General features: G+C 43.4%; 15 protein-coding genes. All 15 read right to left on the reverse strand.

All coding sequences use genetic code 11. The features are described from left to right. Positions 1-4 precede the first annotated feature (4 nt). The 15 genes from IEY03_RS12675 to IEY03_RS12745 all read right to left on the reverse strand — a co-directional run bounded on the left by IEY03_RS12675 (position 5) and on the right by IEY03_RS12745 (position 14,938). Positions 5-1,702, reverse strand: a complete 1,698-nt coding sequence (locus IEY03_RS12675; protein ID WP_188842244.1) for a glycosyltransferase family 2 protein — start codon at positions 1,700-1,702, stop codon at positions 5-7. Beyond that, entirely contained in the window at positions 1,699-2,070 is a 372-nt protein-coding gene (locus IEY03_RS12680; protein WP_188842246.1) for a 3-hydroxyacyl-ACP dehydratase FabZ family protein, read from the reverse strand. Before IEY03_RS12680 ends, IEY03_RS12675 begins: the two co-directional genes overlap by 4 nt. Then, a complete protein-coding gene (locus IEY03_RS12685; RefSeq protein WP_188842248.1) occupies positions 2,063-3,433 on the reverse strand; it encodes an AMP-binding protein in 1,371 nt (456 codons plus the stop codon). Before IEY03_RS12685 ends, IEY03_RS12680 begins: the two co-directional genes overlap by 8 nt. After that, entirely contained in the window at positions 3,426-3,977 is a 552-nt protein-coding gene (locus IEY03_RS12690) for a COG4648 family protein (RefSeq protein WP_188842250.1), read from the reverse strand. Before IEY03_RS12690 ends, IEY03_RS12685 begins: the two co-directional genes overlap by 8 nt. Beyond that, the gene (locus IEY03_RS12695; RefSeq protein ID WP_188842252.1) at positions 3,977-4,225 is read right to left on the reverse strand and encodes an acyl carrier protein; all 249 of its coding nucleotides are present in this window, start codon (positions 4,223-4,225) and stop codon (positions 3,977-3,979) included. The genes IEY03_RS12690 and IEY03_RS12695 overlap by 1 nt, the downstream gene beginning before the upstream one ends. A gap of 8 nt (positions 4,226-4,233) precedes the next feature. Next, entirely contained in the window at positions 4,234-4,491 is a 258-nt protein-coding gene (locus IEY03_RS12700) for a phosphopantetheine-binding protein (RefSeq protein ID WP_188842254.1), read from the reverse strand. Positions 4,492-4,516: 25 nt separating this feature from the next. Beyond that, positions 4,517-5,338, reverse strand: coding sequence for a lysophospholipid acyltransferase family protein (locus IEY03_RS12705; protein ID WP_188842256.1), 822 nt, complete (start codon positions 5,336-5,338; stop codon positions 4,517-4,519). Then, positions 5,331-6,068 carry a beta-ketoacyl synthase chain length factor gene (locus IEY03_RS12710; RefSeq protein WP_188842258.1) on the reverse strand — a complete coding sequence of 246 codons (738 nt, stop codon included), beginning with the start codon at positions 6,066-6,068 and terminating at the stop codon, positions 5,331-5,333. The genes IEY03_RS12705 and IEY03_RS12710 overlap by 8 nt, the downstream gene beginning before the upstream one ends. A 213-nt stretch (positions 6,069-6,281) precedes the next feature. Beyond that, positions 6,282-7,172, reverse strand: a complete 891-nt coding sequence (locus tag IEY03_RS12715) for a DUF3014 domain-containing protein (RefSeq protein ID WP_188842260.1) — start codon at positions 7,170-7,172, stop codon at positions 6,282-6,284. Between the two features lie 123 nt (positions 7,173-7,295). Then, a complete protein-coding gene (recG, locus tag IEY03_RS12720; protein WP_188842427.1) occupies positions 7,296-9,371 on the reverse strand; it encodes an ATP-dependent DNA helicase RecG in 2,076 nt (691 codons plus the stop codon). A 118-nt stretch (positions 9,372-9,489) separates the two neighbouring features. Further along, the gene (locus IEY03_RS12725; RefSeq protein WP_188842262.1) at positions 9,490-10,107 is read right to left on the reverse strand and encodes a response regulator transcription factor; all 618 of its coding nucleotides are present in this window, start codon (positions 10,105-10,107) and stop codon (positions 9,490-9,492) included. Between the two features lie 11 nt (positions 10,108-10,118). Beyond that, complete coding sequence (locus IEY03_RS12730) at positions 10,119-11,213, reverse strand: sensor histidine kinase (protein WP_188842264.1); 1,095 nt, start codon at positions 11,211-11,213, stop codon at positions 10,119-10,121. A gap of 117 nt (positions 11,214-11,330) precedes the next feature. Beyond that, positions 11,331-12,011, reverse strand: coding sequence for a hypothetical protein (locus IEY03_RS12735; RefSeq protein ID WP_188842266.1), 681 nt, complete (start codon positions 12,009-12,011; stop codon positions 11,331-11,333). A 189-nt stretch (positions 12,012-12,200) separates the two neighbouring features. Next, the gene (locus IEY03_RS12740; RefSeq protein WP_188842268.1) at positions 12,201-13,130 is read right to left on the reverse strand and encodes a calcium/sodium antiporter; all 930 of its coding nucleotides are present in this window, start codon (positions 13,128-13,130) and stop codon (positions 12,201-12,203) included. Positions 13,131-13,282: 152 nt separating this feature from the next. Then, positions 13,283-14,938, reverse strand: a complete 1,656-nt coding sequence (locus IEY03_RS12745; RefSeq protein ID WP_188842270.1) for an AMP-binding protein — start codon at positions 14,936-14,938, stop codon at positions 13,283-13,285. Positions 14,939-15,135: the final 197 nt, after the last annotated feature.

Genomic DNA, 15,135 nt, shown 5'->3' on the forward strand with positions numbered 1-15,135 from the left:
CGAGTTATTGTTCCTGCTTTGCTGGGGCTGATTGGCGTATGCTTTTGTCATCATCACGCCAAAAATCATAAAAATTAAACCATTGTAATGGAGCTAGCTGTGCGAAATACGCTAAGCGTTGACTGTATTCAGTCATGGCTTCAGTGAGTCGCTCTGCTCGTGCTTTTCTGGGGCCTTTTAAGGTATTGGCTAGGTGTTTAACATGCACTTGATAGCGGCCATTTTGACGAATACAGAACATAGTAAAGACAGGGCAATCCAGCAAACTGGCCAAAATGAATGGCCCTTGCGGGAAAGGAGCGGGTTCACCTAAAAAGGGCAAGTTGACGACTCGTCCTTGACTGCTTGAAGACGTTCGATCGGCGGCAATCACGACCAATTCACCTTGCTGTATTTTTTGTTGTAACAGCATGGCTGTGCTGGGATCTAGCTCATTAACTTGGATTAAATTTAACGTGCTTTGTGGGTTAAGTTGCTGCAATACTTTATTGAAGTTTTCAGCATGGCTTGTTAGCACCATGACATTCACTTTCACTTTTTGCTGGTGGATAGATATCGCGCGACACAATTCTAAATTACCTAAATGCGATACTAGCAACACGGCACCTTTGCCTGTGTCTATTTGATCAGCAAGTAAGTGTCTGTCGGCAAAATCAACTTCGCTCAGTTTAATCCTGTCGCACCAAGCATCGATTCTATCTAACGCTGCGTTACCAAAGGCGATAAAATGTCGCAGGCTGTCCCGCCAGCTTAGTTTGGCCGCCAAATCGGTATGATGTGGGTTAATTTGCTTAACTCGCTGTAAAAACGCCATCGAGGCTTTACGCGCACTTCCGCCCGTTAAAAAGAAATAACCAATTACCGGATACATGATGGCGCGGCATAACCAATGGCCGCCAAATCGATAGCTTTGTGCCAGTAACTTTATGCCCCAGTAACTGCCACGCTCTTGCATCGTTGACCAATGTTGCTGGTTATTGCGCTGCAATAGTCTTTGGGGGAGCCTGCTTAGCATGCCAAAAAATAATCGAGTGTGCATCCAACTGATGCGAACGTTGTCTTGTAAGCCTTGGAAGTGGCTAATACCATTTTCAGGGTAAATCACTTTAGTGGGCAGCTGAATAATAGGCGTTTTTTGCCAATGCAACTTAACCATGACTTCGATATCGAAATCCATTCGTTCGCCAAGGGAGTCAGTTTTAAAAAGCTGCTCAGTTGCCCCAAGGGGATAAATGCGAAAACCACACATGGAATCTTGAATGTCAAAACTTAAGGTTTCAATCCACACCCAGAAATGGGTGATGTAGCGGCCGTATAATCGTCCTTTAGGCACAGATTCATCGTATTCCGGCTTACCTGAAATGAGGGCTAATGGATTTGACTCCGCAGCCGCAATCATCAGTGGAATATCCGTAAGGTTATGTTGGCCATCGGCATCAACTTGCAAAGCGTGGCTAAAACCATCGGCAAAAGCCGCTCTCAGCCCAGTGATCACCGCAGCGCCTTTACCGCGATTAAAAGGGTGATGAATTAACGTGACCCAAGCAAATTTATCTGCCATGGCTTGTAGCACATAGCGGGTCTCATCTTGGCTACCATCATCAATTAAATAACAAGGTAGGTTAAATTGTGCTAATGCAGCAAGGGTATTTTCAATCTCAAGATGATGATTGTAATTGGGAATAATTAACGCCAGTTTCATGAGTTGTTTCCTGAAACATTGGGGGTGAACATTATGCGCCCTGATGCATAGCGTTTATCACCGTTGGCATACTGAAACGTGAGTCTGGCTTTATCTTTATTGTGATTAATGGTGAGTTCAACCTGACTGTTTGGCAGCAACAGTTGTTGAAACTTTAATACCTCAAGGCTTGCAACTTTTGGCTCGTAACCAAATGCCTTGCAACCTAACTGCACCGCCCAATCTAACTGTGTGACACCTGGTAATACGGCCTGCTCAGGAAAGTGGCCTTTAAAAAAGTCTAAACTGGCATCCACAAAAATATGCCAAGTAATGGTGTCTTCTTGCTGATGGGCACTAATGATTTGCGGTAATACAGATTTAATCATGTTTTTTTAATAACGAGACCAGTTCAGATTGGACTCGTTTTCCTTCCGAATTTTGAGGGATCACATCAGGGTAACGCCAACGCCTTGGAAGTGTCACTCGCTCAAATTGGCTTAATAAATGCTTTTTAATGCGGTTATTAACCGCGAGTTTACCTTCTGTTGCCAGTAAAGCTTTACCTTCATCAGTTAAGGTTACAATCGCGCCTAGCATTTGACGAGGCTTGGTGAGCATAGCGACAGCGGCATCTTCCACTAAAGGATGTGAGCGCAGTAACTGTTCCATCTGCACCATGGAAATGCGTTTTTCTTCAACTTTTACTATACGGTCGAGTCGATTAAGCAAGGTAAATTGCTGCGCATTAATCAGCTCAATGCTGTCATCACACTTATGCCATTGGTTATCTTGCTCTAAATAAGCCGATTTAATACATAATGCGCCATCGACTGGGTCTTGCTTGATACTGACGGGGCTGAACACTTGCCAAGGTTCATTCGCCATGTGTTGACGTCGATAGGCAATGCCACCTGTTTCTGTACTGCCGAAAATTTCGATTGGCACTTGACGATAACACTGCTCAATATCAGTAGCAGCTTGAAAACTCAGTGGTCCGCCAGAGCTGAAAATCAAGCTAGGGTGGCGATGCTGTAACTGATTTTCTAAAGCATCAGGTAAGCGTGAAAGTTGTGCTGGGCTACTGATTAGACATAGGTTTGGCATGATGGCTAAGTAGTAGCTTAGGGTTTCTGGGTATTCAATTTGCTCACTCAGAAAAGGTCGATTGGCCGCCAAAGGCCATAAAATTTTGAACAATAAACCATAAATGTGTTGATGCGAAACCGTAGACACAACCGAGCAATGTGGTAATTGCTCGGCAAAGGTATGCTCTAACGTACTGACTTCAGCATCAAGCTGTTCAATTGTTTTGCGCACCGCTTTGGGTTCGCCGCTACTTCCCGAGGTAAATAGAATTAACTCACCTAAGCGTTCACTTTTGGGCCACTTTGCAACAGGCGGGGTTATTTCGGTGGTCAGGGGAATAAAGGTTCTTACTTCGCAAACAGGCACGTCAGCAATCACGGCATCAAATTGATGATTGAGCTCAGATATCGTCCCTGCTTGGGTGTTCGCGGGCAAAATAATGGTTTTACCTGCTAATAATCCTGCGCAAAGGCCGGCGGCAAATAAATCGCTTTGCTTGGCGGCAAGTAACCAACGTTTTGCAGGCTCTGCGTGTAACTGCTGATAAAGATAAGCCACCTGAGCACAAAAGCGATTGCTTGGCATAATATCGTGATGATTAAAACTGATTAATTGCTGGGTATTTGGCCCTGTTTTAAGCCAAGTAAGTAATAAATTATCCATGTTTTTTCAACCATAAAGTACGATATAGCCATTCACCACCCAATAACGTGCCCATTAATAGATATGCAATAAAGCCGTTATATAAGGTCCATGTTTCTATGCTTGTTGCAAGTGCGGTATACAGCGCCATGAACCCATTTAAAACAAAAAACAGACACCAAATCAGGGTTACTTTAACAAGATAAGGTGTAGCCTCAGGTGGTAAATCGGGCTCTTTCAATTTAGCTAGACGTTCAATCATGCAGGGGCCATATTTCAATGAATGGCCAAATAAAGCTAACATGCTGAGATTAATAACCACAGGGTAATACAATAACCAGTCATGGCGTTTAGCAATAAAGCTGGCTGCCGTTAAGGCTATCCCCACTATCAATGGTGCTAGCATAGGTTTTAATTGTTGCCGACTTAATGACAGTCGCGTAATTAATAAACCACATAGCACTATGGCAATCACGCCGCTGGGCAATAATTGCAGGCCGAAGTAGACAGCAAGAGGATATCCCATCACCGCTAAAGCAGACAGCACCTGCAATATGCGTTTCATTATTGTTTCATTAATCCATCAATGGCATCGACAACATCACTGACACTTCGCACGGCTTTAAACTCTTCAGGTTGTATCTTTTTACCTGTCAGTTGTTGCAGTTTAATCACTAAATCTACGGCATCAATGCTGTCTAAATCTAAGTCTTGGTAGAGTGATGCATCTAAATTAATGTCTTCACGGTCAATTTCAAATTCATCTACTAAAATGCCACAGAGCATGTCATAAATTTGTTCACGGCTTTGCATGTTGGCTCCTAAACTCGCTGAGACTCGATAAAACTTGCCAAACTTGCCACACTGTAAAAGTGAGCTTTGGTGGCATCAGAGTTCGCTTCAATTTTTACATCAAATTGTTTTTTAATGGCTAACCCTAATTCTAAAGCGTCAATTGAATCTAAACCTAAGCCTTCACCAAAAAGAGGCGCATCGGTTTCGATATCATCTACTGTGATATCTTCAAGATCTAAACAATCAATGATGAGTTGTTTGATGTCATTATTTAACGTGGTCATTTTCTATTCTTATGGTTGCTAATATCTAAAACGGGATCGGGTGTACTAATTGTGTTTTGTAAAACTGTTCCAGCTCACGCGTCATCTGTCTCGCGAGCTTTGCTTCGCCGCTATCGAGTTGACGGTAAGTTTGGTAGGCAAAAATATCACCGACTTCAACCGACATATTAATCGTTTGTTGCGGAATTTCATACCATGGTTGTTGTTTGGTTAATCCAGCTACATCGGTTCGCAGGATAACAGGTAAAATATTGCTGCGGGTGCGCAGGGCAATATTGGCTGCACCACGGGCAAAAGGGTTAATGATACTGCCTGTGACAGTGCGGGTGCCTTCAGGGAAAATAATTAAATTGGTGCCGCGAGATAGCACCTGAGCGCAATCCTCCAGTAAAAGTGCCGCCCCTCGATTGGGTATATATCCAGCAGAGGATAATACCCCGCGAATAAACGGGTTGCGCCACAAGGTTTGCTTTACCACGCATCCGACATTGGGCATTAAGCTAATTAGCACCACCACATCCACCAAAGTGGGATGATTAGCGACAACTATTGTTCCTGTTATGTTATTAAGCTGCTTAATCTGTGTTTGGTTGACCTTTATTACACCAGCAAAGGTTAACATGGCGACAAAACCACGAAACATCCAACTGACAAAACGCTGTACTCGCGAGACTTTAACGGCGTATGAGCCTGGCCAAAAACGCAGAACAGGCATAATGGTTAGTGAGCTGATTAAGCCACCTAAGCCAAATATCAAATAGCAACAAACACCACCGAACCATCTTGGAATATAAGCAACGCCAGACAATTTGGGGGCTGGCGGGGGAGTTGGCTTGGCGCTAGACATGGTGGGTTAACGTCCAATGCCATTGACACATTTTGCCTTGCAGTGCATTGCTGCTGGCAAGATGGTGAATGAGTTGGCTTAAACTGATAGCAGAGTCTGAAGTCTGCAGGTTATTTGTATCTGTCAGTGTTAACCGGGCTATCCTTTCTGGTCTAGGAGTATCCGATGCTAAGGTGAGTAATACGCCGAGGCTAATCGATAATTCGACCTCATTGATAAACTCGTTATACACAGGTGGCACAGGTTCATCTGCAAACACCAGTAGTACTGGTGTGGGGTTTGCCACAAGTTGACCGTAGGTTTCAATAAGTACCTGAGGCAAACTTTGTGCCCCAGCGGCAATGGATGTGGAGCTTGCGGTATTACCACTGACGATACCATAGATACCACTGCCAGTATTATGTACCGATTGACTGAAGGCCATAGGAGAAAGTGGTTGCCTGGCAATAACATCTTCAAGCAAACCTATGGTGCGACTGAGTTCACCATGGCGCGATGCAAATACGCTTCGGGTATTGGGTTGCGCCTGACATTCAAAAGCAACGTGAAGCATCATTTTAGTTAATCGGCTAAAACGACGACGTTGCATCGCGGGTATATCGGGTAATGCAGGAGCTACAGAGTTAGGCTCAGCATTTTGATTAGGAGATTGCCAATTTAACCAACTCTCTTTTGTTTGAAAGTCGGGTGTCCATGCACCCCAAGATAAAATATCAAATGCTAACTGCATTACATTGCCTCATTGTTGCCTAGCTGTCCTTATCTAAGAGTTAATGTTGGCTGCCTGTATAGCGTAAGCAATGCTCAAAATTAACTGCGCAATTGTACACTAAATCATGAGGCTTAAAACAGGGTAAAAGGCATAAAAAAGCAGCGTCGATGATGGCATTTCCGCTGCTTGTTTGATGGCCACTCTATGATAAAAGTGACAGATGTGATGCTTTTAGTTTGGCAGTAAAGGCTGTAAACGTTTTACGGCATTTTTAATCTTACGGGTATTTTCTGGTCCCATTCTGACCAAAAGCTTTTGGGCATTAGGTAAAGCCTCTAAGTTGACATCGACATATTTGTAATTAACTGAAATCGAGGTTAACTCAATAGGGTCTTCAACGATTGGCGCATCGGCAATCATTTTAAAGGCCTGTTGCATGCGAGCATCAAAGCTGGTGTCGGTATAGCCTAATTCGGCAAACGCCTCTTCAAACAAGGGTTTTAGCTCGCGATAGGTTGCCGCTAATTCTTGATCGTTTAAACCACTGACAAAATCAGCATAAATATCATAACGGTGATAACTATCTGGGTTTAAATAAGTTTTATTAGTGATTTCGCTGGTGGTAAATTTATTGTCAGGACCTTTCATCGGGCTGGCTTTACGGATCAACTCACCCTGAGCTAGGTTATCAATAAATACCACAAATTGACGCGCCATATCTTTTTTCAAAATGAGTGGTTCAATTTTCATTCCACTGGCGACAGTAAGGGCTTTTTTAGCCACAAAATCATCTGATTCAGCTAACGCAGGTAAAGGCTCGAAAATAGCTGCAGGTGCTTCGGGCTCACCTAATGGAACAACATCAGATGAGGTGATAGATTCCTCAATAGCAGGCTCTTCAATTGGCGCTTGCTCAATTGGATTCATAGGGACTGGTTCAGGTAACTGAACGGGTGTTGGAATTATTGGCTCGATTTCAGCTGAATCATCACCGCTCATACTGAAGTAACCCGCCGCCGCAATAAGTGCAACGACCACTACACCAATAACCGTTTTATTGGAACCTGATTTAGGCTCTTGAGTGGGTGCTGGGGTTGCGCGATCTTCTTTATTAACCTGCATTGTCGTTCCTTAGCTGTTAAAGCTGGTGATCCTGAATATTAAAATCAATAATACACTGTACATTGTGCAAGATTACACTTGCTTGTCTATAGGAGGGTTGAAATATAAATAAAAAATCATCTTTTATGCTTGTACATACTGCTGGCGATCACCTAGCCATCGCTGAATGATAGGAGCGACATTTTCAGGAACCTGCTGATTTATATGAACCGCCAATTTTTGAATGCTGGGGATCAAGTATTGATCTCGGACTAAATCAGCAATTTTTAATTCAGCAAGACCAGTTTGTTTCGTGCCTAGTACCTCGCCTGGACCTCGAATTTCAAGATCTTTTTGGGCTATAACAAAGCCATCATTACTGTCTCGCAATACCCCTAAACGTTTGGTTGCTGTTTGCGATAAGGGGGCTTTATATAACAGCACGCAGTGGCTGGCTATCGCCCCACGACCAACCCGTCCACGTAACTGGTGCAGCTGTGCTAGCCCTAAACGTTCTGGGTTTTCAATAATCATTAAGCTGGCATTGGGAACATCTACGCCAACCTCAATCACTGTGGTTGCCACAAGAAGATGTATTTCACCTGCTTTAAATTGTGCCATGATGGCTTGCTTTTCTGCGCTTTTCATTCGCCCATGTACTAACCCAACTTTTAATTCGGCCAGTATCTCTGTGAGTTCCGCTGCGGTATCTTCTGCTGCCTGACACTCCAGCACTTCAGATTCTTCAATCAAGGTACATACCCAATAAGCTTGGCGATTATCCTGCAGTGCGGCTAGCCTTACGCGCTCAATGACATCCTGACGGCGGCTATCGGATACCGCCACTGTGCTCACAGGGGTTCGACCTGGCGGTAGTTCATCAATAATAGAGGTATCAAGGTCAGCGTAGGCTGTCATGGCCAGTGTTCGTGGTATGGGAGTTGCGGTCATGATCAGTTGGTGTGGATGAAATCCTTGATGCACGCCTTTTTCGCGTAGCCCTAAGCGTTGATGTACGCCAAATCTATGTTGCTCATCGATAATAATCAGGGCAAGTTTATGAAATTGTACCGCTTCTTGAAATATTGCATGGGTTCCAATGACCATCTGAGCTGCCCCAGAGGCGATATCGGTTAACGATTGGGATCTGGCTTTGCCTTTAAGTTTTCCGGCCAACCAAGCCACTTTTAATCCAAGTGGCTCAAACCATTGTGCAAAATTAGTTGCATGTTGCTCTGCTAATAGCTCTGTTGGGGCCATCATGGCAACTTGGTAACCGTTTTCTATTGCTTGCAGCGCCGCCATAGCGGCAACCAAGGTTTTACCAGAGCCAACATCACCTTGAACTAAACGCATCATTGGGTGAGCTTGGTGTAAGTCTTGGCGTATTTCAGCAACCACGCGCTGTTGAGCTGCAGTGGGTTTGAAGGGTAAATGTTGCAAGAATGGATTGAGCAATTGCCCGCTTGCTGACAGAGAAACCGCATTATCACGTCGAGACTTTTGTCTTAACTGCAGCATGCTTAAATTGTGAGCCAGTAACTCTTCTAGCACCAAGCGTTGTTGTGCAGGGTGATCGCCTTGCTCCAGTACGTGTGGGTCGACGTTTTTATCGGGTCGATGCAGTATCATTAAGGCCTGGGGCAGGCTTAGATTATTCGGTTGTAAGTTTGCGGGGATAAGTTCAGTTAATCCACCTTGGTTGAGCATTAATAATGCTTGATCGGTAAGCTTTATCCAGCTTGCCTGTTTTAACCCTTCGGTTGTTGGATAGATGGGCGTTAAGGTGTCGCTTAAGCTGGCCTCATCGCCTGCTTGGATCATTTTATACTCAGGGTGCACAATTTCAGCATGGTGGTTGCCGCGGCGAATTTCACCATAAGCTCTGATCATTGCGCCCTGTTGCATGGCGCTGCGTTGTGCCATTGAAAAATTAAAAAAGCGCAGGGTCATCGGGCCGGTATCATCACGAACATTGCAGATTAGCATTCGGCGGCGACCCTGAATAATTTGGGTCGATTGCACCTGTGCTTCTATGGTACCGTAACTGCCAAAAGCTAAGGTGGCGATAGGATAAATTTGGGTACGGTCTTCGTAGCGTAAGGGTAAGTGAAACAGCACATCTTGCACTGTTTTTATGCCTAATTTATGTAGCTTCTCAGCCACTTTTTTGGCCACACCTTTTAATTCAGTAATGGGCACTAAATCTAAACGCAACAAATGCAACTTACTCCAATTCGCTTATTGAAATAACACTGTAAATATATACATGTGTTTTGTCTATACTAGCAGAGATTGTTCCTAAGGCAATATTATGCCGCTGAATGTGTTCAGGGTTTTATAGCCAACCCTTTTGTTTGGCGATTCTTGCGGCATCTATTCGGTTGCTGGCGTTCAATTTACTAATGGCTTCGGATAAATAATTTCTCACAGTGCCTTCGGCAATGAAGAGGATTTTGGCAATATCAATGGTCGATTTTCCTTCACTTGCTAGTCTAAGTGCATGACGTTCTTTGTCATTAAGCGGGTCAATCTCGCCAATGGCAGTAAAAGCCAGTTCTGCATCTATGACACGTTTGCCCGCCACAACTTGCTTGATAGCTTTGATTAAATCGTCTGAGGGAGCATCTTTAAGTAAAAAGCCATTTACGCCATATTCAAGGGCGCGCTTGATGTAACCGGCTCGACCAAAGGTGGTTAAAATAATCACTTTTGTGTTGGAGTCATTGGATTGTAGCCATTGGCTTAAATCTAAACCGGTTTTATGGGGCATTTCAATATCTGTGAGTAGCAAATCAAAGTGCTGCTTTTTTAAGGCATTAATGGCTTGCTCCCCGTCTTCAACCGCGATAATTTCAAAATGACCTGCGTAGGTCAGTTCATTTTGGGCTAGGGTTAATAATGCCACTAACGCACCGCGGATCATGGCTTGGTCTTCGGCCAGTAATATCTTCATCATCCTTCCTGTTAATTAGGTTGTTTTGGTAAACAAATTGTCAGGCTAAACTCGGGTGAACACTGGTAGTTTATGCTGCCATTAAGTAATCCAATACGCTCCCTGATCCCTTTTAATCCATTGCCTTCAATTACATTATTCACCCGAGTATTTTGAGTAAAGGTAATAATGTTTTCAGTTGACTCATCACTAAAGGTTAATTGCACACGTTCAGCAGTACTGTGTTTTAAGCAGTTATGAAATAACTCGGTCAGAATTAATGCCAGTTGCGATTCCGCTAATTCAGCTAATACTGGCGTTTCCCCCTCGATGATGACTTCCATGCCTTTATCGCGTAAAGATTGGCTTAATGCAGGCAAGCAGGCACTCAGTCCCTTATGTTTGTAATTCGATACGGTTTGACGAATTTGACTTAAGCTTTCACGGGCAATATCGGATAATTGATTTAGTTGAATTTGAGCCTGATCGGTTTGATTAGCTATCAGAAGTTTACTAGCTAATTCAGCTTTTAAAGCTATGGAAGATAAATTATGCCCCATGATGTCATGTAAATCGCGGGCGATACGTTCACGCTCTAATGCTGTGGCTAAGCTGGCAATTTCATCTTGCGATCGTTTTTGTTGGCGTTTAATACGCTGACGATTTTGCTCAATGACCCCAAATGCCCCAACACCTATGCTGATCCCCATACCGTAAAATGCAAAATAATATCCAACCGTATCGACCACGCCATTTAAGGCAAAAAGTAAAATACAAATACAGATAAAACTCATCACTGTGGTTTTTAATGGATAAAAAAAGCCAATAAAAAAGCACACAAAAGAGAACAATGAAATGGTACCTGAGGTAAAAGGCGAGCCGATGATTGCACAGGCCAGCATTAAGCTGATAGGGTAAATGGCGTTTTCTGTGGTGCTGTTATAAGCCCAAAAATAGCCGCCAATAAAGGGAATAAGTAGCGCTAACGCAATGGTGATATTGACCCATTGTCCTTGCATAAAAAACAACGGAATAAAATAAAATCCTAGATTAAGCAAATAAACCCAAGAGGTTTTTTGCTCGTAGCTTTTTTCAGCCTTAGGGGTATTTAAAATTGCGTCGTGCATTTTAATTTCCTTATGCGACACAATTGAGTCGCTTTATCCGTTATCAATAAGCTACCTCAAGATGATGCCAATCACCACCTTGATACTGCCAAATAGTTCAGCCACAAAATGAGGCTGTTACTGCACAGTTGATTGCTGATTAAGCAAGAATGTGGCCCAGCCGTACTGATCATCAATGGTCAGAGCCGTTTGCCAATCTTGTTTGGCCCCCACTAAATCACCTTGTTGTTGCTTGGCTAATCCTCGCCAGGTATAGGCTTCTGCATGGCCCCAACAAAATGTGTCACAGGGCAGATTAAATTGCTCTATGGCCTGACTTGCGAGTAATTTTGTTTTATCCAGCCCGCCGCCAAAGAGGCTAGGAGTGTAAAAGGCATTTATAGCTTTGACTAAGCTAACCCGAGGATTTTGTGGTTCAAGTTGGCTGGCCTGCTTTAACAAGATTGCGGTTTTCATTCCGTATTCAGCACCTTTGCTATTATCTAAGGCGATTTGCATACCGTACACCGCAGCCAAAAGTGCCTGAGTGTCTGCGCTAGCCTGACTATTAAGTAAGGCTTCAAGTGTCAGTTGGGCACTATTGAGTGATTGTGCTGCCAGTTCAATTTGACCAACAATATTGGCGGTAATAGTCAATCGGTAGTTAGCGTAGGCTTTTTCATAGTCTACTGCGTCGGTGCTGTATTGCGTAAGATGAGTGATGTTCATGGTATTTGCAGCAATATCAATTTGCTCAATACTGGCCGAAGCGGCGTGGCTAACAAAGGCTAAACTAGTAACTAAAAATAATGATTTCATGGCTATATCCGTATATCTAAGCCCAAGCAAGGTGTTGGGATAGGCTTAGTATGTCGATAGTGCCAAACTGATGTTAGCGACAAAGGTCATCAATAGGATGTGACAATTGTCATCATGACGCGTAAAAAAGAAAAAGCCCCAAATACTGCGTATTCAGGGCTATCAATATTGAATTTAAAAGGCCAGTAATTACACCACTTGAGAAATCAAATAGCTGGTATACCCAATATAGCCTGCAAGCAATACCGCGCCTTCACGACGGCCAATACGCAAGCCGCTCCAGGCAAATGGTAGCACTAAGATGGCAAAAATAATCATCGCAATAAAGTCTACCTGGTTAAAGCCCTCAGCCGATACCGGGTGTATTAAAGCCGTAGCGCCTAATATACCCAAGACGTTGAAGATGTTAGATCCTACAACGTTACCGATAGCGATATCGCTTTGCCCCTTTAACGCAGCCATCACTGAGGTGACTAGTTCAGGCATGCTGGTACCAATAGCCACAATGGTTAAACCGATAATGACTTCGCTAATACCAAACAATTTGGCAAGGTCTACTGCGCCATCGACAAACAGTATGCCGCCGCCGACTAACATAGTGATACCCACAGCAATAAGGCCGATTGAAAGCAATGGATTTTGCGGTGTAGTATCAATATCCAGCTCTTCAGGCTCATTTTTTGAGCTGATATAACTGAAGACCAAATAACCGACCAGCAGGCTGAATAAAATTGCGCCGTCGATAAAGCTGACAATACCGTCAAGTAGCAGGAACCACACTAAAATAGAAGCGCCAATCATTAATGGAATATCACGCTTCACCATTTGCGATTGGATTTTTATCGGTCTGATGAGGGCGGTGATCGCTAAGATTAAGCCAATGTTGACAATGTTTGAACCCACCACGTTGCCAAGTGCTATACCAGGATTACCCGCTAAAGCCGATTTTACACTTACGGCTAACTCTGGTGCGCTAGTACCAAAGGCGACAATGGTTAAACCAATGATTAATGGTGCGATACCTAAGCGTAATGCAACAGCACTTGCACCACGTACTAAGGCTTCTGCGCCGAAGGTTAAAATTATAAATCCGCCAATAATGGCTAATGCAATCAACATGATACTCTCATTAAATTAGGTTACCCAAGTGGCACTTTTTTCTGCACTTAAGGCGACAGTTTTCGTCGACATATGTTGACAGAATATGTCAAAAAAATACACGCATTGAGCGTGTATTTTTTTATCTACCAGATGAATTTTAATTCATCAAATTATAGCTCATCTTCCCAACGCACTTTAGCACCACGAACACCCTCAACTTTGGCACTAAACGCTTTTTCTAATACATGACGTTTAATTTTCAATGTAGGCGTTAGGGCATCATTTTCAATTGTCCAAGGTTCTGTCACTACCACAATCGCATCGACATGTTCATGGGACTCGAGGTTAGGGTTGATGCTGTCTAAGGTGGCTTTTAATGAAGTGCGCACTTCTTCACGAGGTTGCCTATTTGCACCTTCAGATAATTGCACTAATGCAACAGGGTGCGGTAAACCTGAACCTATTACACAAATTAATTCGACATGCGAGTCTTGTGCAAGTTTACGTTCAATTGGCACTGGGGCAACATATTTACCCTTTGAAGTTTTAAAGTTGTCTTTGACGCGACCTGTGATATCAATATAGCCATCACTGTCAATTTCGCATAAATCGCCAGTGTAGAAAAAACCATCTTCATCAAATGCCGCGGCAGTGGCTTCTTCTTGCAGATAATATCCTTTCATCAGACCTGGGCTTTTTACCATTAACTCGCCTTGTTCTGTTCGGCGAACCTGGCAACCTTCAATTGCACGACCCACGCTGCCAATTTTATTGGGGTTGAACGGGAAGTTAATAATCGAGTAAGCACAATTCTCTGTCATTCCCCATGCTTCACAGATATTCATGCCAATGTCGTGGTACCACTTCAAAAGTGTTGGCGGAATAGGTGCAGATCCTGAACCTAATAAACGGCAATGCTCTAAGCCTAAGCCTTTTTGAATTTTGCGTTTAACAATGCTACTGATAATGGGAACTTTCAGGAGGAAGTTCAGCTTATTCTCACCAATTTTATTGATAATGTTCAGCTGGAATAAGGTCCATAAACGTGGCACAGAGAAGAAAACGGTCGGACGGCAACGTTGTACATCTGTGACGAAACTATCAAGGCTTTCCACGAATGCTACGGTTGAGCCTGAGTAAAATGATGATCCTTCCATCGCAATTCGTTCGGTAATATGAGCTAAAGGCAGATAAGATAATAATCTGTCGGCAGTATTGGTTTGCAAATCACGCACTACAGCACCACAGGTCCAGCTGTAATTTGCAAACGTATGAATTGCACCTTTAGGTTTACCAGTTGAACCTGAGGTATAAATGAGCGTCATTGTGGCATCAATTGCTGGATATTCTACTTCAACAAGGGGTTGTCCCAAAGATAACAACTGCTCCCATTGATATTGTGCTGGCATAGTGTCGTAAGGCATCGCCAAGCGTAAAATATCTCCACCGACACCAGGTTCTTGATCAGCCCAATAATCTAACTTACCGATAAAAATGGCTTTGGTGCCGCTGTGCTCTAATACATAGCGAATAGTATCGGCATTGGCTGTTGGGTAAATAGGTACACTGATATAACCGCCATGCATTAAGGCAAGATCGGTAATAAACCATTCGGCACAATTTTTAGATAATACGGCCACTTTGTCACCAGGCTCTATACCTAAATGGCGCAGTGCGCCAGCAATCTGCTGCATTTTTTGCTGAACTTCGCGCCAAGTGAAATCGACATATTTACCATTAATCGGTTGGCGTAGATAAACTTTATCACCATGTGTATTAACCCAATGCGCAAGCATCTCAACGGGGGTTTTCTTTGCATTATCCATAGGGCTATTCTCTGATTTTTGTTATTAATTAAGATTAGTTCAAACATGCGTTTGAACCAGTATGGCGAGTTTTTTGAGCCGGCGCAAATGGTTTACGTTGCTTTGATACTAAACGTTATCAGTAAATAACAAGCTCTGACCAGCTTAAAAGTGGATGATATTTGTGCAGAATTTGGATTATTTATCAAGCTTGTTGG

Origin of the sequence: Shewanella aestuarii (assembly GCF_014647215.1) — a bacterium.
Lineage (GTDB): Bacteria > Pseudomonadota > Gammaproteobacteria > Enterobacterales > Shewanellaceae > Shewanella > Shewanella aestuarii.